Annotated in this window: 21 protein-coding genes, 1 tRNA gene and 2 pseudogenes; 12 read left to right on the top strand and 12 right to left on the bottom strand. The window is 58.6% G+C overall.

Annotated elements, in window-relative coordinates; genetic code table 11:
- The 3 genes and pseudogenes from FHX16_RS29790 to FHX16_RS29780 form a co-directional block, all read right to left on the bottom strand.
- Window positions 1-735 (bottom strand): MOSC domain-containing protein, encoded by a 735-nt coding sequence (locus tag FHX16_RS29790; RefSeq protein ID WP_246720198.1) that lies wholly within the window; start codon window positions 733-735, stop codon window positions 1-3.
- 15 nt (window positions 736-750) lie between these two features.
- Window positions 751-1,692, bottom strand: a pseudogene (locus FHX16_RS29785) (GlxA family transcriptional regulator); the annotation flags it as partial.
- A gap of 70 nt (window positions 1,693-1,762) precedes the next feature.
- Window positions 1,763-1,894: pseudogene (locus tag FHX16_RS29780) on the bottom strand (GntR family transcriptional regulator); the annotation flags it as partial.
- Between the two features lie 56 nt (window positions 1,895-1,950).
- Here FHX16_RS29780 and FHX16_RS29775 point away from each other — a divergent pair.
- Window positions 1,951-2,026, top strand: a tRNA-Val gene (locus FHX16_RS29775).
- 557 nt (window positions 2,027-2,583) lie between these two features.
- Here the strand turns inward: FHX16_RS29775 and FHX16_RS29770 are convergent.
- Window positions 2,584-3,057 (bottom strand): nuclear transport factor 2 family protein, encoded by a 474-nt coding sequence (locus FHX16_RS29770; protein WP_183758013.1) that lies wholly within the window; start codon window positions 3,055-3,057, stop codon window positions 2,584-2,586.
- Between the two features lie 473 nt (window positions 3,058-3,530).
- Here FHX16_RS29770 and FHX16_RS29765 point away from each other — a divergent pair, with 473 nt between their 5' ends.
- Window positions 3,531-4,556 carry an NADP-dependent oxidoreductase gene (locus FHX16_RS29765; RefSeq protein WP_183758015.1) on the top strand — a complete coding sequence of 342 codons (1,026 nt, stop codon included), beginning with the start codon at window positions 3,531-3,533 and terminating at the stop codon, window positions 4,554-4,556.
- A gap of 224 nt (window positions 4,557-4,780) precedes the next feature.
- Here the strand turns inward: FHX16_RS29765 and FHX16_RS29760 are convergent, their stop codons facing one another.
- From FHX16_RS29760 to FHX16_RS29750, 3 genes are all read right to left on the bottom strand, one after another.
- Window positions 4,781-5,728, bottom strand: a complete 948-nt coding sequence (locus tag FHX16_RS29760) for an electron transfer flavoprotein subunit alpha/FixB family protein (protein ID WP_183864652.1) — start codon at window positions 5,726-5,728, stop codon at window positions 4,781-4,783.
- A 24-nt stretch (window positions 5,729-5,752) separates the two neighbouring features.
- Entirely contained in the window at window positions 5,753-6,502 is a 750-nt protein-coding gene (locus tag FHX16_RS29755) for an electron transfer flavoprotein subunit beta/FixA family protein (protein WP_183758019.1), read from the bottom strand.
- Window positions 6,503-6,589: 87 nt separating this feature from the next.
- Window positions 6,590-8,626, bottom strand: coding sequence for an NADH:flavin oxidoreductase (locus tag FHX16_RS29750; protein ID WP_183758021.1), 2,037 nt, complete (start codon window positions 8,624-8,626; stop codon window positions 6,590-6,592).
- 144 nt (window positions 8,627-8,770) lie between these two features.
- On the opposite strand from FHX16_RS29750, the gene FHX16_RS29745 reads away from it, so the two are divergent.
- From FHX16_RS29745 to FHX16_RS29700, 10 genes are all read left to right on the top strand, one after another.
- Window positions 8,771-9,400, top strand: a complete 630-nt coding sequence (locus FHX16_RS29745) for a TetR/AcrR family transcriptional regulator (protein WP_183864653.1) — start codon at window positions 8,771-8,773, stop codon at window positions 9,398-9,400.
- An 8-nt stretch (window positions 9,401-9,408) separates the two neighbouring features.
- Entirely contained in the window at window positions 9,409-10,203 is a 795-nt protein-coding gene (locus FHX16_RS29740; protein ID WP_183864654.1) for a pyrroline-5-carboxylate reductase, read from the top strand.
- Between the two features lie 64 nt (window positions 10,204-10,267).
- A complete protein-coding gene (locus FHX16_RS29735; RefSeq protein ID WP_183864655.1) occupies window positions 10,268-11,269 on the top strand; it encodes an ABC transporter substrate-binding protein in 1,002 nt (333 codons plus the stop codon).
- 101 nt (window positions 11,270-11,370) lie between these two features.
- Complete coding sequence (locus FHX16_RS29730; protein WP_183758029.1) at window positions 11,371-12,258, top strand: proline/glycine betaine ABC transporter permease; 888 nt, start codon at window positions 11,371-11,373, stop codon at window positions 12,256-12,258.
- Window positions 12,251-13,327 (top strand): glycine betaine/L-proline ABC transporter ATP-binding protein, encoded by a 1,077-nt coding sequence (locus FHX16_RS29725; RefSeq protein WP_259131902.1) that lies wholly within the window; start codon window positions 12,251-12,253, stop codon window positions 13,325-13,327. The genes FHX16_RS29730 and FHX16_RS29725 overlap by 8 nt, the downstream gene beginning before the upstream one ends.
- 228 nt (window positions 13,328-13,555) lie before the next feature.
- Window positions 13,556-15,541, top strand: a complete 1,986-nt coding sequence (locus FHX16_RS29720; protein ID WP_259131900.1) for an FAD-dependent oxidoreductase — start codon at window positions 13,556-13,558, stop codon at window positions 15,539-15,541.
- A gap of 1 nt (window position 15,542) precedes the next feature.
- A complete protein-coding gene (locus FHX16_RS29715) occupies window positions 15,543-16,541 on the top strand; it encodes an Ldh family oxidoreductase (RefSeq protein ID WP_259131897.1) in 999 nt (332 codons plus the stop codon).
- Between the two features lie 1,435 nt (window positions 16,542-17,976).
- Entirely contained in the window at window positions 17,977-18,309 is a 333-nt protein-coding gene (locus tag FHX16_RS29710; protein ID WP_259131895.1) for a hypothetical protein, read from the top strand.
- A 247-nt stretch (window positions 18,310-18,556) separates the two neighbouring features.
- Window positions 18,557-18,700, top strand: coding sequence for a hypothetical protein (locus FHX16_RS29705; RefSeq protein WP_259131893.1), 144 nt, complete (start codon window positions 18,557-18,559; stop codon window positions 18,698-18,700).
- 211 nt (window positions 18,701-18,911) lie between these two features.
- Entirely contained in the window at window positions 18,912-19,484 is a 573-nt protein-coding gene (locus FHX16_RS29700) for a cupin (RefSeq protein ID WP_405049340.1), read from the top strand.
- Between the two features lie 78 nt (window positions 19,485-19,562).
- Here the strand turns inward: FHX16_RS29700 and FHX16_RS29695 are convergent, their stop codons facing one another.
- The 5 genes from FHX16_RS29695 to FHX16_RS29675 form a co-directional block, all read right to left on the bottom strand.
- Window positions 19,563-21,848, bottom strand: coding sequence for a xanthine dehydrogenase family protein molybdopterin-binding subunit (locus FHX16_RS29695; RefSeq protein WP_259131890.1), 2,286 nt, complete (start codon window positions 21,846-21,848; stop codon window positions 19,563-19,565).
- Window positions 21,845-22,861, bottom strand: coding sequence for a xanthine dehydrogenase family protein subunit M (locus tag FHX16_RS29690; protein WP_259131888.1), 1,017 nt, complete (start codon window positions 22,859-22,861; stop codon window positions 21,845-21,847). Before FHX16_RS29690 ends, FHX16_RS29695 begins: the two co-directional genes overlap by 4 nt.
- Window positions 22,861-23,436, bottom strand: coding sequence for a (2Fe-2S)-binding protein (locus tag FHX16_RS29685; protein WP_183758047.1), 576 nt, complete (start codon window positions 23,434-23,436; stop codon window positions 22,861-22,863). The genes FHX16_RS29690 and FHX16_RS29685 overlap by 1 nt, the downstream gene beginning before the upstream one ends.
- 405 nt (window positions 23,437-23,841) lie before the next feature.
- Complete coding sequence (locus FHX16_RS29680) at window positions 23,842-24,282, bottom strand: NUDIX hydrolase (protein WP_259131886.1); 441 nt, start codon at window positions 24,280-24,282, stop codon at window positions 23,842-23,844.
- Between the two features lie 264 nt (window positions 24,283-24,546).
- Window positions 24,547-24,785: hypothetical protein (locus FHX16_RS29675; protein ID WP_259131884.1), on the bottom strand; the 239-nt coding region annotated here is incomplete at its 5' end.

Raw genomic sequence — 24,785 nt, 5'->3', positions numbered from 1 at the left:
CTAGACGAAAACCGCATCGCCAAGACGGATTGCCCCTGGCTCATCCGGTCGGCAATAGACCCCCATATTGCGGTTCCCAAATTTCATCACGTTCCGGAGAATGTCGGGATCGTTTTCCAGACCATCCTGAGCGATGATCGTAAAACCGCATCGTTTGGTTGGCGCGATTACCGTCGCGGCGACATTTCCAAGACGAACAGGCGCGTCGATCCAGTGCAGTTCGGCAAACCCGGAAAGATCGGCCTCAGCCTCCAGATAAATGTTGGGTCGGAACCTACGTCGGTCAGGATTTCCACTGGGGTGGATCTCCTTCAGATGGTCGACCGAAGCGCTTGTCAGAAGATGCAAGGGTGATACCACGTACCGGTCAGCCGCAAATAAAGCGTCGCCGGACGCGGACCCCGTTCTCTCATATGGTCTGACCGCCACCTCGAATTCAAAGAAGCTCGTGAGCGCCTCCAGCAGCCGCGGCGCAGTGATAGGAAACCAGTTGTGGCCGGGCACTTGGACTTCCACATCACCATCCGACGCGGTCCGCGACTTGACAAAGACCGCTCTTTGCCAGCGCTTTTCACGCTCGGGATATGCGACCACACCCGTCGCCGCATCGACCAGGGCAAACTGACGATCACCGACAAGGCCAGTCGCCGTAAGCCTACATTGTTCGATCTGTTCGCCCGTAGTTGAACTGACTGGATATCGCCACAGCTCACGGATCGTTCCGACCTTGCGCATCCATTGAATCCCCATTGCAGAGGCCCGAACCTGTGTCGGTGTCTGGCCAAAGATGCGCTTGAACGTGCGCGTGAAGTGAGAGGCATTCTCGTAGCCGACGTCAAGAGCAATTTCGATCAGCGACGTCTTCGATTGCACCAATAGCGCCCGCGCCCTCTCCATGCGCACGCGTGTGTAAGCCTGTGCGGGAGACTTCCAGCCTTGATCAGAAACAATCGCTCAAGTTGTCGCCGTGACAAACGAACCGAGGCTGCGAGCCTCGGGATCGTCATCCCACCCTCGATGTGCTGTTCCATCATGATCATCGCGGCTTTCACGCACTTGTCTTCATAGTCATCGTGCAAAGGGCGCCGGGCTGGATGTCGCCGGCGGAACGCGCCTTTTCGATCTGCAGGACTTCCAGGGCATTTCTCTCGGCCTCGCGACTGATATACCGGAGCACGAGGACGGCTGCGATATCGGCGGCGCTGCTTCCGCCGGCACAGGAACCGCGTTGCCGATCCAGGTTGAATATCCGATCCGATCGCACGGCAAGATCGGGAAAGCGTTCGCGAAATTCCTTGTAGTGCAGCCAGCTCACGCATGTCTCATGCTTCGTCATCAATCCAGCCTCGGCAAGGATGAATGAGTCGGTGCAGAGACCGATCAACGGGATCCTGGCCGCATCCGCACGCTTGGCGAAAGCGATCGTGTCGCGATCGACCGGATCCATGGCTGTCAGAAGTCCCCCAACAACAACAATGTCATCAAACTCGCCGGATCGACGAAATCCGGGGTCGGGGCCACCTGCACGCCGCAGCTGGAGGTGATCAGATGCCTGGTACTTCCAAGCACCTGCCAGTTTGCGGTCACGCGTCCCGAACGGTCGTGCTCGTCGCTCGCAGGCCTCAGCGTATCGACGAAGAGCGCAAACGCTGAAAGCGTAAAGGATCGAGCGAGCACGAATCCGACCTTCAGACGGCTGGCGGATTTGCCGACCGCGTCTCCCTGCCTGTAGTTGGTAGCTCATCGAGCTCACTCGCGCAGCGCGGTTTGCCTCCAGCTCGATGAAGCCTTCTCCAGCCATCTGGCGCATCAGTTCTCGCACCGGGGGGCGCGACAAGCCGAATTCTTCGCTCAGCGCTACCTCGTCAAGGACAGCACCCGGGGCAAGCTCCATGATCCGCATAGATCACGGCCACCGACGCGGCGGACCGAACCGGACCGATCTCGCGAGGGCGATTAGCTCAGTTGGTAGAGCGCCTCGTTTACACCGAGGATGTCGGGAGTTCGAGTCTCTCATCGCCCACCAGATTCCTCACAAATGTTTCAAAATAGATGCGTCGTATCACAGACGCGCCTCGCGATATCGTGTTTTCTCGTTCCGGTTGGCAAGGTATGCAGTGGCAAGGGGGACAGCCTGAGGAGGCTTAACCCGGAGAGGGTTTCGGCCTGCCATGAGCACCCTGTGACTGCAGTCATCGCGATCACTATGACGATGATTGTGAAGCCGGAGCCAGAAGACTTCTCGGGCCCCGCCCGAGCTTTTTACTCGACGTTCTCCTCGGTCATGGAAGCGATAGAAAGTTCAAGCTTCCATCGAGCTCCTTGCTGGAATGGACAAGGGCCACGCGCGCCTCTCGGCCTCTATCATGAACGGCGTCGTCGCCGCGCCGGTGGTGGTCGGTGACCTGTCGCATGGGTCCCCATAGATCAAGCAATGCATGATCGCGCTACATCACACGATTGATATGCATTTGAGACTTGAGTTGCATTGGCCGTCACGCTGCTTGGGCCGCGTGCCTGGATGCAAGGCTTGGGTCATGCATCCGATCCGCTCCCATCCCGGGGAAAAATCTGGCGCGAGCTCTACAATCCGAGGTCAGAAAGACCAGGATGGTCGACCGGTCGAGGGCCGCCACGGTCCCACCTGTACTTGCGCTCCTGTTCCTTGATCGGCAGATCGTTGATGGAGGCGTATCGGCGTCGCATCAGGCCGTTAGATGCAAATTCCCAATTTTCGTTACCATAGGATCTGAACCAGTTGCCCGAGTCGTCATGCCATTCGTATGCGAACCGCACTGCTATCCGGTTTTCGTGAGCCGACCATAGTTCCTTAATTAGTCGGAATTCCAGTTCGCGCGCCCACTTGCGCGTGAGGAAGCCAACGATTGCTTCGCGACCGGTGACAAACTCGGCGCGATTGCGCCATTGGCTGTCCTCGGTATACGCGAGCGAGACCTTATGGGGATCGCAGGTGTTCCATGCGTCTTCGGCACCCCTCACCTTCAAAACGGCACTTTCGATGATGCAAGGAGGGAACGGTGGGCGTTCTTCATGCATTTGCATACCCCTTCCGCTTCGATCGCCGATTTGCTGCAAATATATTGCCAATGAATTTTTGCAGGTCCTAGGTTCTCAGCCAAATATTGGTGCTTGGACCCCGCTGCAATGGGAACGGTGTTAGGGCTGCCAATCCCGATCGATGCGTGCCTCCTCTGTGAAAGGCTGTGAGCAGCCAACCATCCCTTCAGTGGACGCAGCAACACCATGCAGGCAGCAACTGTCAGGGGCGCAAAATCGAGATAAGAGGCGCCCAGAGCGGTGGATTGAACGAGCAGCCAGGTCCGTCCGCTTGCCACGTCCGGCCAAGGTCGTAACACAAAACTGGACGCTTGGAGGAAGGACGTTTCTGCCGAAACCCGTGTACATTGACCAACAGGCGTGGGAACGAGTATCACAGGTGTCGGCGACGCCTTTCGGGCGAAACAGCGCGCCCGTCCATGAGCTCACGGGCGCGCCTCGAAGAGGAGCAAATGTTGACCGACAGCCTTACGAATTTTCGGGTAACGTTGGCCTCACGCCCTGTTGGCGAGCCGACCGAAGCGAATTTCAGGATTGATCGGCGGCCGGTGCCCGAGATTGCCGAAGGAGAGATCCTGCTTCAGGTCCTGTACCTGTCGCTCGACCCATATATGCGGGGTCGGATGGATGCCGCCAAGTCGTACGCCGCTCCCGTAGCCATTGGCGACGTCATGGAAGGTGGAACGGTCGCGCGCATATTGAAAAGCCGGAATCGCAGCTACACGCCTGGTGAGATCGTACTCTCTCATTCCGGTTGGCAAAGCTATGCAGTGGCAAATGGCGACGGCTTAAGGAAGCTCAACCCTGAGAGTGCGCCCATATCCACAGCTCTTGGGGTTCTGGGCATGCCGGGCTTTACGGCCTACGCCGGTCTTCGCAATATCGGCAAGCCGATGGCCGGGGAAACCGTTGTCGTGGCGGCGGCCAGCGGGGCAGTCGGATCCGCCGTCGGGCAGATAGCCAAGATCAATGGCGCGCGCGCCGTTGGGATTGCAGGCGGCAAGGAGAAATGCACATTCGTTCTCGACGAACTTGGTTTCGATGCTGTTATCGACCACACCAAGGCGGATTTTGCTGACGCGCTCGCCGCCAGCTGTTCCAATGGCATTGATGTCTATTTCGAGAACGTTGGCGGCCCGATCTGGGATGCGGTATTTCCCCTCCTCAACGATTTCGCCCGCGTACCCGTTTGCGGCCTGATTGCACACTACAACGGCGAGGTTTCTGCACGACCGGATCGGCTGACTGACGTCATGCGGACAATCCTTCGCAAGAGCCTGACCATTCGTGGCTTCATTCAGCGCGAATTTGCCGACCAGCGACCGGAATTCTACCAAGAGGCATCAAAATGGATTGCCGAAGGCCGCCTGAAATATCGTGAAGATATCGTGGATGGCCTGGAGAATGCGCCAAGGGCATTCATAGGCCTTCTGAAGGGTCGAAACTTTGGCAAGTTGATTGTCCGCGTAAGCGAGTGAGTGGACAGTCAGCTGTCAAGAGACCCTATGTCCGAGCCGGCCGCCTTATCGCCTTGGCCATTTACGACGAGTGGTCGCGACACAACAGATGGGAGTGGTCGACCAGCATATTCCGCCGTCGCTAGATTTGCCGCCCGCAAATCGGACTTTACCTGTGCCAGCAGAGCAGCCCACCAACTGACTGCGATCGGTACGCTCGGCCGCTCTCGGGCTTTTCGAAGCGGTCAGGCGGACCGCTCTACCTCCGGCAACACCTCGAAGAGATCGCCGACGAGACCGTAGTCGGCGACCTGGAAGATTGGCGCCTCCTCGTCCTTGTTGATGGCGACGATGACCTTCGAATCCTTCATGCCGGCGAGATGCTGGATGGCGCCTGATATGCCGCAGGCGATGTAAAGGTCAGGTGCCACGACCTTGCCGGTCTGCCCGACCTGCCAGTCGTTCGGGGCGTAGCCGGCATCGACGGCGGCGCGCGAGGCGCCGACGGCGGCCCCGAGCTTGTCGGCGACCGGCAGGATGACTTCCTTGAACTTCTCGGCCGAGCCCAGCGCCCGGCCACCCGAGATGATGATCTTCGCCGAGGTCAGTTCCGGACGCTCGGAGGCCGACAGCGCCTCCTTGACGAAGGTCGAGAGACGAGAAGAAAGGGCTGCCGTCGAGATCTCCTCGACGGCAGCAGTTGGGCCTTGGGGACCGGCCTGGGAGAACGAAGCGGTGCGCACGGTGATGACCTTCCTGGCGTCGGTCGCCTTCACCGTCTGGATGGCGTTGCCGGCATAGATCGGCCGCTTGAATGTGTCCGCCGAGACCACTTCGATGATCTCCGAGACCTGGGCGACGTCGAGCAGGGCGGCAACGCGCGGCATGACGTTCTTGCCGGTCGAGGTGGCGGCGGCAATGATCGTATCATAGCTTGCCGCGAGTGAAACGATCAGTTCGCCGAGCGGCTCGGCCAGATTGTTGGCAAGCGCGTCGCTTTCGGCGAGCAGCACCTTGGAGACACCGGAGAGCCCGGCAGCCGCATTGGCCGCTGGTTTGGCGCCCTTGCCGGCGACGAGCACGGTGACGTCGCTACCCTGCTCCTTGGCAATCATAGTTGCTGCCGTCAGCGCCTTGGCGGTCTGGTCGGAAAGGTGGCTGCCGTCGTGATCAGCCAGAAGAAGAATGGCCATGGATATGTCTCCCTTTCTCGAACCCTAGAGGACGCCGGCTTCGGTCTTCAGCTTCTCGACCAGCTCGGCGACCGACTTGACCTTGACGCCCGCCTTGCGGCCGGACGGCTCTTCGGTCTTCAAGACCTTCAGGCGCGGCGCGGTGGAGACGCCGAAATCGGCGGGGCTTTTCTTGTCGAGCGGCTTCTTCTTCGCCTTCATGATGTTCGGCAGCGAAGCGTAGCGTGGCTCGTTGAGGCGGAGATCAGTGGTGACGACGGCCGGGAGCTTGACGTCGATGGTCTGCAGGCCGCCGTCGACTTCCCGCGTCACGGTTGCCTTGCCATCACCGATTTCGATCTTCGAGGCGAAGGTTGCCTGCGCGGTGCCAAGCAGTGCCGCCAGCATCTGGCCGGTCTGGTTGGAGTCGTCGTCGATCGCCTGCTTGCCAACGATGATGAGGCCCGGCTGTTCGGCGTCGGCGACGCCCTTCAGGATCTTGGCAACGGCGAGTGGCTCGACGGCATCGTCGGTCTCGACCAGGATCGCCCGGTCCGCGCCCATGGCGAGTGCGGTGCGCAGCGTCTCTTCAGACTTGGCAGGACCGATCGACACGACAACGACTTCCTCGGCCTTGCCGGCTTCCTTCAGCCGCAACGCCTCCTCCACCGAGATCTCGTCGAACGGGTTCATCGACATCTTCACATTCGAAAGCTCGACGCCTGTGCCGTCCGGCTTCACGCGGATCTTCACGTTGTAATCAACCACCCGTTTCACGGGGACGAGAATTTTCATGAATGCACCTGTTCGTTAGAGTTCGGAAACGAGCCATCGCTTGTCTTCCCTGCGGTACCGAAAGATTCGACAAGTCGCATTCTTGGTCTACAGATCCTTTGCTATGCGCAGGCCATCGTAGATGGCCGCATGGGTATTGCGCGCCGCCACCGCGTCGCCGATCCGGAAGAGCTGGAAAAGTCCTTCCCTATTGCGGACCACCGACTGCGGCTTGCCTTCCAGGAGCTCGTCATAGGAGGTCTCTCCGAGATTGCTCGAAAGCGGCTTGAGGTCGAAGTAGAGCTGATCGAGCGGGATCGTCCCGTGGTTGACGACAATCTGGTCGACGATGCGCTGTTTCGACACACCGCCGTAATCGCTGCCGACCATGGCGACAATCTGGTTTCCCTTCCTTTCAGCGGATTCGAGGCGGAATGTAACTGTGAAGGTCACGTCCAGCTTCTGAAGAGATCGCATGTAAGGGACGAGGTTCATGGCCATGACCTCGGGGGCGAAAGAACGATCGGGCGTCATGATCTCGACCTTCGCGCCCGCCTTGGCCAGGAATTCGGCGGCCTGGAGACCAGCGTGGTCTCCGGCATCGTCGAAGACGAGGACATTCGTGCCGGGCTTCACATCTCCGGAAATGATATCCCAGGACGACACGACAAGATCGTTGCCCCTGGTCAGAACCTCGGTGTGAGGCAGGCCGCCTGTCGCGATGATGACGACGTCGGGTTTCTCCGCCGTGATCGTGTCTGTCTCTGCCCACGTATTGAAATGGAAAGTGACACCGAGTTTTTCGCACTGGGCCATGCGCCAATCGATGATGCTGATCATCTCGCGGCGGCGTTCGCTCTGGGCAGTCAGCCGGATCTGCCCACCCGGATTGCTTGCCGCTTCAAATACGACGACCTCGTGACCGCGCTCGGCGGCGACGCGAGCCGCTTCGAGACCAGCCGGCCCTGCGCCGACTACCACCACTTTCCTGGGGACATCGGTCTTCGGGATCACGTGGGGCATCGTTTGCTCGCGTCCGGTTGCCGCGTTGTGGATGCAGAACGCCATGCCACCCTGGTAGATCCGGTCCAGACAGTAGTTGGCACCAACGCACGGCCGGATGTCTTCTTCCCGTTTCTCGATGATCTTGCGGACGATATGGGGATCTGTCATGTGCGCGCGTGTCATGCCGACCATGTCGACCTTCCCGGCCGCAATGGCGTAACGCGCCGTGGCAACATCCGGGATCTTTGCCGCATGGAAGGTCGGAAAGTTTGTTGCCGCCCTGATTTCGCCGGCGAAGTCGAGATGGGGCGAGTTGGCCATTCCCTGGATCGGAATGACGTCAGTCAGACCCGGATCAGTATCGATATGCCCGCGAATGACGTTCAGGTAGTCGATGAGGCCGCTGTCGCGAAGTCTGCGGGAGATTTCAAGACCTTCCTCCTTGCCAGTGCCGCCGGGAAGGCGTTCGTCAGCGGTGTAGCGGACGCCGAGGATAAATTCGTTCCCGACCCTTTCTCGCATCGCCCTGAAGACGTCGAGACAGAAGCGCATGCGGTTTTCGAGTGACCCTCCGTACGGGCCATCGAGTTCGTTGGTCAGCGGCGATGCGAACTGATCGATCAGATGGCCGTAGGCCTCGAGCTCCACGCCATCCATGCCGCCAGCCTTCATGCGCTCGGCGGCGTCGGCAAAGTCCTTGATGATGCGCTCGATATCCCAATCTTCAAGCTTCTTCGGAAATGCCCGATGCGCGGCTTCACGATGATGGGATGGGGCAACGACCGGGAGCCAGTCCCCCTTATCCCAACGCGTTCGCCTGCCAAGGTGGGTGAGCTGGATCATGATCGCAGCACCCTGCTCGTGGACGGCGTCCGTCATCTCCCTCACCCAGGGTACGATCTCGTCCTTGTATGCCAGAAGATTGTTGAAGACAGGCGGGCTGTCCTTGGACACGGCTGCAGAGCCGGCCGTCATTGTCATCGCAACGCCACCCTTGGCGCGTTCGACCGTATAGGCCCGGTAGCGCTCTTTCGGCATGCCATCCTCTGGATAGGCTGGCTCATGGGATGTCACGATGATGCGATTGCGCAGTCTGAGGTGCTTGAGTTGGTACGGCTGCAGGAGGGGATCGTTCGACATCTGTCGTGCTCCGAATTAGCAATCGGTCAGGACGCTAGGTGGAATGTACATATGTGTCAACATTGAAAACATGAGGGTTAAATTTTATTGACAGTAATGTACATTTTAATTGTGTTGACCTTAACCATTTGCTAGGAGTTGCTCATGGACCAGAGTTTGAGCGACAGTGGCTGGCGTGGATCGCAGGAGGGATGGCTCGAGGCAGCCTATGACGTCCTGCTGGAGTCTGGCATTGATTCCGTGAAGATCCTGCCTCTGGCAAAGAAGCTCAACCTGTCTCGCACGAGCTTTTACTGGTTCTTCAAGGATCGTGAAGAACTTTTGGCCGGACTGGTTGCTCGCTGGCGCGACAAGAATACAGGGTCGATCGTAAAGCAGTCCGAAGCCTATGCGGAAACCCTGGCGGAAGCGATGCTGAATGTCTTCGACTGCTGGCTGGACAGCCGACTGTTCGACAGCAAGTTCGAGTTTGCCGTGCGCAGCTGGGCATTACAGTCCGACGAGATCCTGCGGGAGGTCCAAGAGGCGGATCGAGCACGGATGGATGCGCTTGCCATCATGTTCAAACGCTTTGGGCATTCCGAAATCAGCGCTGATGTTCGCGCCCGGACGACCTACCTGGTGCAGATTGGCTATATCTCGATGCAGTCAAACGAAAGCATCGCACTGCGCATGAAGCGCATCCCTGAATACATCGCGATCTACACGGGCGAAGTCCCTCAGCAGCGAGAGCTTGACCGGTTCTTCGCCAGACACGGCTACAAACCAGGCTAGGGAACGAGATGAGCGGAAAGGTTAGGATCGGGATCATTGGCGGCGCCGGATGGCTTGGCGGTTCCATCGCAGAAGCGATCCTAGCCGCCGGCCTCGCCGATCCCGATGATCTGACACTGTCTTATCGCCGCTCGCAGCCAGATCGCTTTTCCGCGTCGCACTGGACACAAGACAATCAACGTCTCGCGGACAGCTCGGATGTCTTGATCCTGTCGGTACGTCCGCAGGACTGGGGCTCCGTCCCTGTCACAATGCGAGGGAAACTTCTGATTTCGGTCATGGCCGGCATCCCCCTCTGCGCGCTTTCAGAACGGCATGCGACCGAACGGGTTGTCCGAGCCCTCCCCAATGCCGCTGCCGAAGTCTCCCTATCCTATACGCCCTGGATCGCCTCAGCTGGCGTCGATGCCGTTGATCGCAGCCTCGTGCGCAAAATCTTTGGCGCGTGCGGCGTCGAAGATGAAATGAAAAGCGAGAGCGACCTTGACTACCTCACGGGCATGTCGGGCACCGGACCGGCTTTCCCTGCGCTTCTTGCCGCAGCCATGATGGGGCATGCGATTGATCAAGGTTTGCCAGCGGATGTTGCTCGAAGAGCCGTCCTGACGATGCTGATTGGCACGGGGCGCCTGCTGGAACGACGGCAGGACTGTCCGACCGAAATCGTCAGCCGCTTTCTAGAATACCGCGGGGTGACCGCTGCTGGCATCGACGAGATGCGAGCATCAGGATTCGACCAGGCTGTGTTCAATGGACTGGCCGCAGCCTTCAGGAAATCGGTGAGTATGGGAGACGCTTCCTAACGACCGTTGAGGTGGGTTCGCGGCGCCCCGCCCAAAGATAAACGCCGCTAAAAAAGGAACGATAATGAACAAGTTATTGGCTTCTACGTGCATGGTATTCGGGCTGCTGGGAGCGGCCTCCTACGCAAATGCGGCGGACTGTGGCAGCGTTACGATCGCGAGCATGAATTGGCAGAGCGCGGAAGTTCTGTCGAACCTCGATAAGATCATCCTGAACGAGGGATATGGTTGCAGCGCAGAAATCACCGTTGGCGACACCGTTCCGACCATCACCTCAATGGCCGAAAAAGGCGAGCCAGACATTGCTCCCGAAGCCTGGATCGATCTTCTTCCGGATGTCGTGAAGAAGGGCACGGATGAAGGGCGCATCGTCAAGGTCGGCTCGCCACTTCCCGATGGCGGCATTCAGGGTTGGTGGATCCCGAAATATCTGGCAGACGCCCATCCGGATCTGAAGACGATCCCCGACATGCTGAAGCACCCGGAACTGTTCCCGGACGCCGAGGATGCGTCGAAGGGAGCAATTTACAACGGACCGCAGGGCTGGGGCGGCACAGTGGTCACCTCTCAGCTCTACAAGGCGTTTGATGCTGAAAAAGCAGGCTTCAAGCTTGTCGACACCGGTTCTGGTGCCGGTCTCGATGGCTCGATCGCAAAGGCCTACGAGCGCAAGCAGGGTTGGGTCGGCTATTACTGGGCCCCGACTGCGTTGCTTGGCAAGTACGAAATGGTGAAGCTCGACGCCGGTGTTCCAGCCGATGCCGCCGAGTGGAAACGCTGCAACACCGTTGCAGACTGCGGCGATCCGAAGCCGAACGCTTGGCCGGTCGACACGATTGTCACGCTGGTTGCAAAGCCCTTCTCCGAAAAGGCGGGACCTGATGTGATGTCCTACCTCGAGAAGCGTTCGTGGAGCAATGATACGGTCAACAAGCTCATGGCCTGGATGACCGACAATCAGGCGAGCGGGGAGGACGGCGCCAAGCACTTCCTGAAGGAAAACAAGGACATCTGGACAAAGTGGGTGTCGGAAGACGCTGCGAAAAAAATCGAAGCCTCGCTTTGATTGGTTGAATGGGCGGCGCGTTTGGACACGCGCCGCCACTTCACAAGCCGGAAAGTAACCAGGAGACTTGTCACGGCTCTTTCAGAGAAAAGGGGAACCGCATGGAATGGTTTTACAAATTTCCGCACATGAACGACGATAGTCTTCGTGACCTCAAAAAGATGATCGACGACGGATTTCGAGGTTTCACGAGGGCATATGGCGACTCCATCGAGACCTTCTTTTCTCCGTTGCAGCACTTTCTGATCGCTGTTGACCGGTTCATGACCCAGACGCCGTGGCCGATCATAACACTGATGGTCCTCGTGATCGCATGGCTGGGAAGCCGCAGCCTGAAGATTGTGCTCGGCTGTCTCGTAACGCTGCTGCTCATCGGCTACTTCGACATGTGGGACGACACCATGCGGACCGTCTCGATGATCTTCGTCTGTACGGTCCTGTCGATCGCACTTGGCCTGCCGATCGGCATTCTGATGGCACGATCGGACCGGTTCCAGCGCGTTGTCCATCCAATCCTCGACGTGATGCAGACAATGCCGAGCTTCGTCTACCTGATTCCTGTTGTCATGCTGCTCGGGATCGGACGCGTGCCGGGTCTCATCGCTGTCGTGATCTATGCGATCCCGCCGATGATCCGATTAACTGACCTCGGCATCCGGCTGGTCGACAAGGACGTCCTTGAGGCCGCCGATGCCTTTGGCGTTTCGAATTCCCAGAAGCTCTTCAAGGTGCAGATGCCGCTGGCCCTCCCCACCATCATGGCCGGGATCAATCAGACCATCATGATGGCGCTGGCGATGGTCGTGGTGGCCTCGATGATCGGCGTCCAGGGCCTTGGACAACCGGTGCTGAAGGCGATTGCCAATCAGTACTTCACCCTCGGCATTTTCAACGGCCTTGCCATTGTCGGCATCGCAATCATCTTTGATCGAGTCAGCCAGGCATACGGCAAGCGGCTCCAGAAGCATCGGGAGATCGTCCATGGCTGATCATGTTTTTGGCGGCATCAGGATCCGCCATCTGTTCAAGATCTTCGGTCCGAACGCGCGGTCCCATATTGAGGCGGTTCAGAAAGGCCTGACCAAGACCGAATTGAACCGGAAATACGGCCACGTGCTCGGCCTGCGCGACATCAATATCGAAATGCCGTCGGGCTCGATCCAGGTCATCATGGGCCTTTCCGGTTCGGGAAAGTCGACGCTCATTCGGCATATCAACCGGCTGATCGATCCGACCGCCGGCGAAGTGCTCGTCGACGGTGTCGACGTGGTCAAGATGGATGAATCCGAACTCCGGACGTTCCGCCGGCACCAGACGGCTATGGTGTTTCAGAAGTTCGCGCTCCTGCCGCATCGCAACGTCCTCGACAATACGCTCTTTGGTCTCGAGGTCCAGGGTGTAGAGCGTTCGAAGGCCGTCGACGTCGCCATGCGATGGCTGGAGCGTGTGGGTCTGAAGGGCTTTGAGGAGAAGTACCCGAACCAGCTTTCAGGTGGCATGCAGCAGCGCGTCGGCTTGGCTCGCGCCCTTTCGAATGACGCGCCGGTGCTCTTGATGGATGAAGCCTATTCGGCACTCGACCCGCTGATCCGCACGGATATGCAGACTGTTCTCATCGACATCCAGCAAGAGATAAAGAAAACCATCGTCTTCATCACACATGATCTCGATGAGGCACTGAGGTTGGGGGATCAGATCGCCATTCTGCGCGATGGCGAAATCATCCAGCAAGGCACAAGCCAGGACATCGTGTTGCGGCCGGCCGATGAGTATGTCTCCAATTTTGTGAAGGAGGTGAACCGCGGCCGCGTCGTCCAGGTGAGTGCCATCATGAGCCCCTTGCGGGCCGGTGCTCCCATCGGTGGCTACACCATCGACGCCTCGACGACCGTTGAGGAGGCCGTTCGCCAGCTTGCGTCGGTTCCCGAAGGCGATGTGACCGTCATCGGTGAAGGATCCCGTCCCGTTGGCGTTGTCACGTTCCGCCAACTTGCAACTGCAATGGTCAACTCGGACACTGCCCAACCGCACGAGGGTGTCATTGCCCTCGTCCGGTGAGGCTATAGCAAAATATCTGACCCTCGTGCTCGCCGAACGCGAGCATGAGGTCTCGTGACCGGTCAATTTCAGTGGATCGCGGTTTTGCGATCGAGATCCCTGGAAGCAAGTTCTCCTGAAAGGCGTTCTGGGTGTGCTCCACCAGGCTCCCATCTCCCTGCCCTCTAGCCCGTTGACACCCAAGACCCCTCGTTTAACCCAAGCAGTGACCTGCCTCCGGGAGTGGCTATGCCCGAAACATTTCCCCGCCTCTTCAGCCCGCTTCAGATTCGTGGGCATACGCTTCGCAATCGGATTGTCTTTGGCGCCCATACAGCCAACATGGCCTTCGATGGGCTGCCGACGGAGCGCCATGTCTCCTACTACGCTGAACGTGCAATCGGCGGCGCTGCAATGATCGTCGTCGAACCGATGCCGGTCCATGCGTCAGCCGTTCTGACCCGAGGAAACTTCCGGCACTCTGATGACAGTGTCATCCCGCATTTCGAGAAGGTTGTCAGCGCCATAAAGGACAATGGCGCAGTGGCGATCCAGCAGCTCTATCACGTCGGAGCGCACGGTGATTCCGACAACTCCTTCCACCCGCACTGGTCGCCATCAGGTCTGCCGAGCTACCACGACAGTGACGGCTCGCATCCGATGACCGAGGCCGAGATCCTCGAGACGATCGACGGCTTCGTCCAGGCCGCACGACGATGCCACGAGGCCGGCTTCGATGGTGTCGAGGTCTGGGCAGCCTATCTTGGCATGGTCGACCAGTTCTGGACGCCCTGGAGCAATCGACGCGACGACCAGTGGGGAGGTTCGCTCGAAAACCGAACGCGCATGTCTCGCGAGATTCTTGCGCGGATCAGGGAGACCTGCGGACCGGACTTCATCATAGGCATTGCAGTCAGCGACGAGCCGGATGTCAAGGCGGCCCTCCAGCGAGACGAGCTTGCGGAGATTGTGAAGCTTCACGACGATCTCGGTCTTATCGACTACGTCACGTGTGGATCGGGCGGCTACCTCGATTTCTACAAGCTGATGCCGACGTTCATCTATCCCGAAAAGCTCGGCGCCGATCTTGCCGCATATCTCAAGAAGGTTGTCAAAAACGCCGTCGTCATCGCCGAAAGCCATATCCGGACCCCTGAAAATGCCGAGACCGTCCTTGGCGAAGGCGCATCCGACCTTGTCTCACTCGTTCGTGGGCAGATCGCCGATCCCCATTTGGCGCGCAAGGCAAGCGAAGGGCGTGCCGACGACATCCGGGGCTGCATATCCTGCAATCAGATGTGCTGGGGGCGCCGGTCGAGGGACTACTGGATAAGCTGTCTGATCAACCCTTCAGCGGGGCGTGAATTCGAATGGAACGGCGATCGCTTTAGCAGGACATCAGACCCAAAACGCGTCCTTGTCATCGGTGGCGGGCCGGCAGGTCTTGAGGCCGCAAGAGTTGCGGCGGAACGCGGCCACAAGGTCGTCCTCTCCGAAGCCGGAACGCGTCTGGGTGGCAACTTTCTGCTTGCAGGACTGCAGCCGAGGCGCGCGCAGATCCTTGATCTGCTCGCCTGGTATGAACGCCAACTGGAAAAGCTCGGTGTTGAGGTCAGGCTGAATACCTATGTGGAAGCCGATGACATCGACCCATCAAAGGTGGACGTCGTCATCGTTGCGACCGGGTCCTATTCGCCGGAGACCGGATTTCAGAAAGCCTTACCAACGATGGAAAGGATGCCCGGCTTCGACAAGAGTGGCGTTTTCACCGTCGAAGCCGTCATGGCCAGACAGGCAAGGCCGGGCAAACAGGTGCTTCTGCTGGATGAGGCCGGTGGTTGGCGCGGCTGCGGAACGGCCTGGAAGCTTGCGGAGGACGGCCATCGCGTTACCATCGTCACACCCGATCCGCTTGTCGGGAAAGAGCTTCAGAGAACGGCTGTCGATGTGCCGATGCGACAAGCCCTGAAAAAGCTTGGGGTTCAATGGACTACCGAAGTCAGCATCGTCGAATGGCACGGAAACGGCGCGACTGTTCTGGACCACAACAGCGGTGAACACAGCTTCATGGAAGCGGACGCACTTGTTATCGCGACGACCAATCACGCAATGGACTGGCTGATACCTGGCCTGACAAAACTGGGCGTCGTCGTTAGACAGATCGGCGATTGCGCGGCACCGCGGCAGGCTCCCTATGCGTTCTACGAAGGCAGGAAGACGGGATTGGAAATCTGACATGTCCGACGACGTCGTGCTCAAACGAAGGGATGCCGAGGAACTCGCCATGAAAGCTTGCCTGGCCTCCGGCGCAGACAAGTCGAGCGCACGTTCGCTCGTCGAAGCCACACTGTCGGCAGCAAGTTACGGGCCGCCAACGCTCGGCTTTCCACACCTCGTGGACTATCTCAATGGTTTCCGTCAAGGACGGATAAATTGCAACCCAACACCACGGCTGGACCGCGCCTTTCCTGCCTTCCTCGTTTCAGACGCAGATCGCGGCATCGCGCAGCTGGGCTTTGATCTCGCTTTTCCAGATCTGCTCGACGCGGCCCGTAAATTCGGGATTGCCGTCTTGACGCAGACGAACAGCTATACCGCTGGCGAACTCGGATACTATGTCCGAAGGCTTTGCGATGAAGGCATTATCGGACTGGCCGCGACAAACGCAAATGCCATGATGGTGGCCAAGGCCGGGGGCAAAGTGGTCTACAGCACAAATCCGATGGCATTCGGATTTCCGCTCGGCGACCACACGCCGCCGCTCATTATTGACCAGGCATCCAGCGCGACTGCTTTCGTCAACATTATAAGAGCTGCCGAAGAAGGAAAAGCGATCCCCGAGGGCTGGGCAGTGGACGAAGACGGTCACCCGACCGATGAAGCCTCAAAGGCGCTGATGGGAGCCCTGTTGCCGTTCGGCGGGCGCAAGGGCGCCAATGTCGCGCTTCTGGTGGAGATGCTGGCGGCTGGTCTGTCGGGCGGCCCCTGGTCGCTGGACACGCCAGATTTCAGGTCGGGAACTCAGTCCCCTGCTGTTGGTTTGACCGTGATCGCAATTATGCCAAGGGAAAATGCAGAAACGCAAATTGAGCGTGCCCGCGCCCAGGTTCGTCGTCTCCAGGACTACGGTGTGTTCGTCCCGGGAGTGAGCGGGAGGGACCCAGCACCGCTTCCATTGGAACTCACCATCCCTCATAATGTCTTCGAAAAGATCGGGGCCATCATCGCCACGTAGAGGAACGTTAACGCCAGCATGTAGTGGCTCGTCATGGATTGGTCCGGGTTGGTTTGCCATTCGCCGCATTTGCCTCAATTGGTAAACGCGGCTCTCCACGTGCCTTAAGCGGAGGACGAGGCACTGGATCCGATCAGGTTTTTCAGTCCGCTATGCATCAGAGAAGCGGGGGTATCAGCGACACCCGCGAAAATCTCCCGCAGCAAATCAGCCAGGAGGTTCACCACCAGTGGCGAGTGACGCTGTTTGGGTTTCAAGAGCCAAAGGTCAACTTGCCCGGCTGGCTGCAATGGCTTTCGAACCGCCCTCGAACTGTCGAGATCTAGCCCGACATACCATTGCGTGGCCCCCATTGAACAGAAGGTCATTATGTTCGACAGCTCCATGCATGATGTGAGCCTTCCTGATGCGCTTAACCACTGGTGTTTCCTCTTCCGTTGGTGATCAATGAATTGTTTCGGGCGATCTCCCCGAACTATAAGCGGCAAGCCGACCGAGTTGCCGTTAACCGCATTTTCGCTGACGAGTAAATCAACCTTTCACAATAGGCCGCGTCGAACGTGCGAAGGCCTTTGCTAGCCGTGAACTCGACCAGGAATGGAGGCCGGACCCGTGAAGTCTGCGAGAAGCTGGAAGCCGTGCGCGGATGACGGCTCGGACAAACAACACCTGCTGCAGGTCCGCATTTACATTACCGACATGACCAAAAGGGAAGAATGCAAAGGCATGGTTGGCTTGGTACGCGGAAGAAGATCTTCCTGCGCGCGCCACTATTGGCGTCGCTGACCTCGGTGATGCTCGCCGGTTGGTCGAAATCACGGCAAGTGCGGCCGTAAAGGAGGCCTAGCCACGGAACCACCAGGTATCTTCCGCCCGGAGCATGCTTGCGGGGCCACTCACCTGTTCGAGGTGTGCCCCTCACCATTAGTATTAGCGGCTCTGGAAACAATCCCCTGCGACACCAAATTACATGAGGCGCTCGGCCATCGACCCCCCGATGACCAGCGCAGGTCGGCTCGCACAGCAGCATTAGCCCCGGCACGCGAGCCGGCCACCCTCTCAACCAAAGCGCGCTGATAGAGCAGAAGCCCAGGTACTCTTCCTGCAAGAGTCGCCGCTACTCCATCAGTCTTCAAAAGAGCCGCCTTTCCGTCCTGCGTACTCGCTTTCCTCCTTTCTCACTCTGCCGGTTTTAACTATTAGTGATTTGTAAAATACCACATAAAGACGAACTATAGGACTTTAACGCGTTCAGGTTTCGGAGCCGACCCCAGCCCCTCCGAAACCAAACAAGCGTACGGCTTGGGCCTAGGCGAATTGGTCCAGCCGTACGCGTCTCTGCCTTGTGGCAGCCTAATCGAAAGGCGAACTCGCCAATAGCTGGCAATACTGCTAGGTTTGATATAGCCGCAACGTCGACGTGTTAGGGGGAGGCATGGCAAGCATCTCTACCAAACCGGATTTCGTCTCCGAACTCGTTCGGGCCGTAAACCAAATCCACCTGCTCACTCCCAGCGAGCGAAAAGATCTGGTCGTCCGCGGCGTTGCCAGCATCCGCGAGCTGCAACATACACTTGATGCCAGTGGAGTGGATACACCGATGGCATCCCGCACATTGCGTGATGTTGAGACGTTGATTGCCGAGATGGACGATACTCCCAACGAACTCGTTGCCGCCGCTTTCGTCGTTTTATGTGACCAAATAAACAGGCTCCTGAGGATCTGTGAGACCACATCTGCGAACGAAGACGGTGAAGTGCCTGCCTAAGCGGTTTTTTCGTTATGGCATTTCAAATCTCCTTTCATCTCCGCGCGCCCTGGTCGCACTCAAAATCCTGAGAGCTCGCGCTAACGCCATCCAAAAACCGGCATCACGACATGCCTGATACCTAGGCAAGGTCCCGCCAGACCTGATGGGAGCCTCACGCTGTCTTTCAGTGTCTACAGATAAGTGTTCGATCCAAGGTCGCACTCAGGCGTTCATGTCGTTTAGTAATACGCATCGAGGTGGCGATATGCGAGATTTTGAAAACAAACGCGAAAACGACGAAACGCCAACGCCTGCACCGCTGCCTGAGGGCGAGGAGTTCTTCGACCCTTGGGAGGAAGAATTCCGCAAGAGCTTCTCCAAGGACGATAAGGACTTCGATTTTTCCTAATACCGCTATTTCTGTCCAATGATCCGGGACAAATCGATCCTCATCCCGGCCCCGGCGGCGTTTTGCCGCGCGGCCGCTTGTGAAGCGTCGGGTATCCATGCAGGTGGAGCGACGAAGCTAAGGGAAGATTGGATGTTGATGCCTCCAATGCTTCCCAGAAGGTCGCCATCCGCCGGCATGTGGGAACGACTCGCGTCATCCGGGATTTAGAGTGAGCAAGCATCATCCACCCAGCATCGTTGGTTGCGGTCGTAGAAGGGTTAAAGCGATGGAAGTCCACACGAAACTTCTTCCGAAAAGTGAGTGGGTGCCGAATAATTCGCTGCTGCCTCTCATCGTCTACAAGTCAGCAGTCGATGCAACGGGCGACGCCGCGCAACGGTTCGAGGCCTTGTTTCAGGAAAATGGCTGGACTGGAATCTGGCGGAACGGGATATTCGATTATCAACATTACCATGTATACGCGCATGAGGTCCTGGGGATTGCGAGGGGGAAAGCTTCCGTCCAGCTCGGTGGACCTGCAGGGATCAGTTATGCTGTAAATGCCGGGGATTGCCTGGTCTTGCCCGCTGGGACGGGGCACTGCCTTGTCGCGGCAAGCGACGATTTCCTGGTGGTTGGTGCTTATCCGCCTGGCCAACATGCGGATATCAAGAGGTCAGGCGCAACTGAGGAGGAGCTCACGGCTATAAAAAACTTGCCTCTTCCCCCAACCGATCCCCTGACGGGCCATCCCGAGCCCTTGCTGAAGCACTGGCGATCACCGAACGCGGATCAGATCTGAGGCAAAGCCCGGTTCGCTTTCCCCAGTGCGTGCAGGTTCGGTCATTCCCGAGAGATTTGCTTGATGAACGTCAGTGGTTCAGGAAAGCAGACTGTCGATGCGAATTGGCAACTGCCTGACACGCTTTCCTGTCGCGTGAAACACGGCGCTCGCGACCGCTGCAGCGGTACCGACATTGCCAAGCTCACCTAGCCCCTTCACGCCAGCGGGGTTGACGTCGTTGTCGGTCTCGGGGACCAGGATGACCTTAACCTCCCCGATGTCGGCGTTCACTGGTACGAGATAATCCTGCAGGTCGCGATTGACGACACGCGCGCTCCTATGATCGAATTCGGTCGCCTCGTGGAGGGCTGACGAGATGCCCCAGATCATGCCTCCCATCAGCTGGCTGCGTGCGGTTCTGGTATTCATGATCCTTCCGCCCGCAAAGGCACCAACAATGCGCGGGACTCGGATTTCGCGCGTGCGACGATGGATGCGCACCTCGACGAATTCGGCCCCAAAGGCATATTTCATCATCTCGCCCTTCTCACCGCTCACCATCTCCATATTGCCCTTGTAGAGCTTGGAGACGGCCTCCGGAGAAGCTGTGTCCGGACGAAATTCCGTGTATTGCTCGATAACGCCGCTTCCGAGATTTTTGAAGGCATCCCTCAGGTCCTGCGAGGCGTTGCCGGCAATCAACCTGCCTCCCTTGAAGCCTATCGATCGCGGATCGCTTCCTGCCAGGGGTCCGTCGTTTGCCGTGACTACGGCTCGTGTGAGCTTGTCGCGGATTTCGCCACATGCCTTGATGATGGCTGACGATACGCTTGCAGTCGTATTGGATCCGCCAGCGACCGGGGCAGGCGGTAGGCGTGTGTCACCCATCTCCACCTCGACCACGACTGGATCGAGACCCAACTGCTCGGCGACAAGCTGAGCCGCGACTGTGCGGATGCCCGTTCCAATCTCGTGAGACGCCGTCTGTATCCGCGCGTGACCGTCATCGGTCAGCGTGATCCGGACCGCGCATGGCGCGACGTTGGAGGGATAAACTGCCGTGGCGCAACCCATGCCAATCAGCCAGTCACCATCCTGCGTGCTGCCGACCTGCGGATTTCGACTGGACCAGCCAAATTCGCGTGCTGCCTGATCGTAGCACTCCATTAGGGACCGGCTTGAAAATGGCTTGCCCTCGATCGCATCCCTGCTCGCATCGTTAATCCGGCGAAATTCGACCGGATCCATGTCGAGAGCGACCGCCATTTCGTCCATCGCACTTTCGAGCGCGTAGACGTAAGGGGTCTCCGGTGGCGATCGCATGTAACTTGGTGTCGGTCGGTCGGCCTTCACCAGGAAGACCTTGGTCAGGACCGAGCCGTAGTTATAAATGCGTCCAGTGGTTTTCGTGCCGCCGACGACATAAGGATCGGGACGCGATGTCACCTCCCACCCCTCGTGCTGAAAGGCCAAAATCCGGCCGTCGCGCGCAGCGCCCATCCTGACATGATGACGGGTCTCGGCGCGATATGTTTGGGTCGTGAATGCCTGCGGCCGCGTCACGACGCAGCGTACCGGCCTGCCCAACCTTCGCGCCGCCAGCGCGACGATTGCCGTGCGCGGCGTGATCGGTCCCTTTGAGCCGAAGGCTCCACCAATATAAGGGCTAACCACTCGCACGCGGTCGGGTTCGATCCTCAGCTGCCGGGCTATTTCCACCTTCCAGCCATAGACATTCTGCGACGGCTCGTAGACGGTCAAATTATCACCCTGCCAATAGGCGGTCGTTGAAAACAGCTCGATCGGATTGTGGTGGTGCGTCGCCATGCCGTATTCGGCATCGACCTTTACATCCGCCTTGGCAAAATTGGCGTCGAAATCGCCGGCCTTTACGTCTTTGCCGAATTCCTCGCTTGCCTGCGCTGCAGCAACCGTTTCCGTTCCGTCCGACCCGAAACCTGTACTCGGTTGCTCTTCCTCGTAGTCGGCGTTGATGCGCATTGCCGCTTCGCGGGCGACCTCGACCGTCTCGGCCACCACAAGAGCGATAATCTGGCCGTCATGCCAGATCTTCGTATCGTGCAATGGACCGATCGATGTCGATCCGGAGGTTCCAAATTCCGGCGGCTCCAGCTCCTTGCCCACGTCCTCGTGCGTTAGCACGTCGAGCACGCCGGGAATGGCACGTGCGTCTTCGAGGTGAAGCCCCTTGATCCGGCCACAAGCGATAGCGCTCGTGACGAGATACCCATGAGCGATATTGTTGAGCGGGATGTCGGCGGGATAGGATGCCTTGCCCATGACCTTGAGCCGGCCGTCCACGCGCGCAAGCGGCGGTCCCATGTTTTCGCCTGGCGTTGGCGCAGCTTCACTCTTGCTCATAAGCTCATCTCCCGGACTTCCATCAGAGCGCGCACCAGCGTCTGCTTTCCCAATTCGACCTTGAATGAATTGTGTTCCCGAGGCTTTGCTTCCGCAAAGGCCGCATCCGCCGCGGCATTTGCGGCTTCCTCAGTCAGCGGTCGCCCCCGCAGCACGTCCTCGGCTGTTACTGCACGCCAGGGCACGGTCGCCAGTCCTCCGAGACCGATGCGCACGTCACGCACATTTTTATCATCGAGATCGAGAGCGACCGCGGTCGAGGCCAATGCAAATGCATAGGATTGGCGATCACGGACCTTCAGATATGTGGACCTTGAAGCCCATTGAGGAATTTGGACGATGATGGCGGTAATCATCTCGTCGGGCCGCAGGACCGTTTCAATGTCAGGCCGGTCCTCCGGCAGACGATGCAGTTCAGAAATCGGGAGGCGACGGTTGGCATCCCGGCCCTGGATCTCGATCGAGGCGTCCAGCGCGATCAGGGCTTGTGCGAAATCGCCATGATATGTTGCGATGCAAGAATCGCTTACACCGAGGATCGCATGCTGCCGGTTGAAGCCGTCCATCGCCGAGCAGCCGGAACCTGGAAGGCGCTTGTTGCAGGGCCAGGAGATTTCGCGAAAATACTCGCACCGTGTCCTCTGCAGCAGGTTGCCGCCGAGCGTCGCCATGTTTCGGATCTGGCGACTGGCTGCAAGCTTCAGGCTCTCGCTCAGCATCGGGCATCGCCGGTTGATTTCGGCGTGGTCCTCCGCCTCACTCATCCGCACCAGGGCGCCAAGCCGGAGTTCCGAACCCTCGAGTGCGATCGTACGCATGGCGGTTTCCTGGATCGGGTTGATGTCCACAAGTCGAGAGGGACGATTGACTCCGAGCCGCATGTAGTCGGACATGTTCGTACCGCCAGCAATAAATTGCGACGGGGCATCGGTTGGGGGCTGCTGATTGACCTCTTCCATTGCTGAAAGAGCTTCGTGCAGCGTGTCGGCCCTCTCGTAGATGAAGGGTAGCATCAGACCTTCTCCATCTCTTCACGGGCCTGTTTTACGGCTTCAACGATGTTGGGATAGGCAGCGCACCGACAGATGTTACCGCTCATGTATTCCCGGATATCTGCGTCGCTGTCTGCATGACCCTCCTTAACGCAGGCAACACCAGAGATGATCTGGCCGGGGGTACAGTAGCCACACTGAAAGGCATCGCAGTCGATGAACGCCTGTTGCATCGGGTGCAGCGTTCCGTCGGCAGAACAAAGACCTTCGATGGTCGTGATCTCGCGACCCTGGTTCATCGCGGCAAAGCTTATGCAGGATAACGTCCGCTCACCATCCGTCAGAACAGTGCAAGCGCCGCATTGTCCGTGATCGCAGCCTTTCTTCGTGCCGGTCAGGCCCGCGTGGTCGCGAAGGAGGTCCAGAAGCGAGGTGCGGCTGTCGACATTGAATTGATACGACTGCCCATTTATCCGCATGGATATCGCCACAGCCTCGTCTGCATTGCGCCTCTCGGATTCCTGGGCTTGCCCTGAAGCTGCGGTGGCTCCTTTGAGCGGGATGGCTGCAGCGGCAACCGTGATTGTGCCTGTCATGAGGGTTCGCCTGGTAAGGCCGGCACTTCCGGCGTGCGTGGGTGAAGGCATGCGGTCGTCCAACGTTCTTCAGATTTCGTTTGCCCGCCCCAGCCAACGAGGCTTGTCGACCGTGCGCTAACCTCTCCTCGGCGAAAGAGTTCCAAGGCGCGGTTGGTTTTTCCTGGCTTGCTTGCCCTGGCCCGAAGCCAATTTCGCTGAGTTTGCGATCTCCCGATCTGAAAACATTCTCAAGACCGACAGCGGGCGATGCCGATTGCACCTGTGCCGGCCCGATACCACGAACTCTCCACCACTTAGAGTGAGGCTTTGTGAGTTTCGATTACTATCGAGACGTAAGGCGATCAAGCGGACGGCAGCCGCGTCGGGTTCGCGGCGTCAGCTGGTCTTGCAGCTTGCGTGCTTCTACATCAGTCTTCGCAGAAGTGCGCGCAAGCCCGGCTGGCCCGCTTCGACCGCGGCATCGTTAATTGGAAACCATCTGGTTATCCGTGTCGCCTGCTCAGGGAAAGTATCGGCGACCGACGTCACATGGATGATGTGCGAGGTCACCTTGTATCGCTGCCGGTTGGTGTCCTTGACATAGGTGAAAGCACCGAACGGTCGGACTGCCACCCGGCCGCGTATTCCGGCCTCTTCGAACGCTTCCCGCTCAGCGGCCGCATGGGTCGTTTCGGTACCTTCGATATGACCTTTCGGCAGACCCCAGCGCCCATTTCGCTTGCTGCCGACAAGCAGAATCTCAACGCCTTCTTCAGTGCGCCTGAGACAGACCGCACCCGCCTGTTGAATGTCCGGGAGCCGGTGCGACAAAATGGATTGATAGTCCGGGGTGCTCTCTAACATAGCATCGCCTCAGCTTGGCAATCACCGGCATCCGGGGACCCTCTAGACCGGTCGGGGCTGGAGTGTCCACTGAAATGGGTTCATAGTTCAAGCGATGAAAAGTTGAATTGTTTGCCGACTAAAAACGTTCCAGGTTTACGCTGGAAAGGAGCGGGTCATGGCGGAAGTTGAACCAAAGCTCGAGCTGGTGACCTCGGACAGAGACAAATTGCTTGCCTGCGATCTCCTCGGCAAGCCGGATGAGACAATTACCCAGAACGCGGTCTAAAAACTCGAAAGTCGAAGCCGTGCTCGACCGGGGAGATGTGTCCGCCGGCGAGCACTGAAAGCTGCCTTCAGCGCTTCCAAGGCCAGTGCTTCTGCCTTGATCTCCTCAAGCCTGGCTTCCAGCTCCGCCAGCTTGCCCTTCGATCGTGCCCACTGCAGTGGTGTAACTGGACGGCTCTGGTCCCATGCTCTCCGGCGTGAGCCGGACTGATCAACGTGCCACTGCCGGCAAGCTG

Origin of the sequence: Rhizobium sp. BK661 (genome assembly GCF_024808825.1) — a bacterium.
GTDB lineage: Bacteria > Pseudomonadota > Alphaproteobacteria > Rhizobiales > Rhizobiaceae > Rhizobium.
This window is presented reverse-complemented; position numbering and strand designations above follow the sequence as displayed.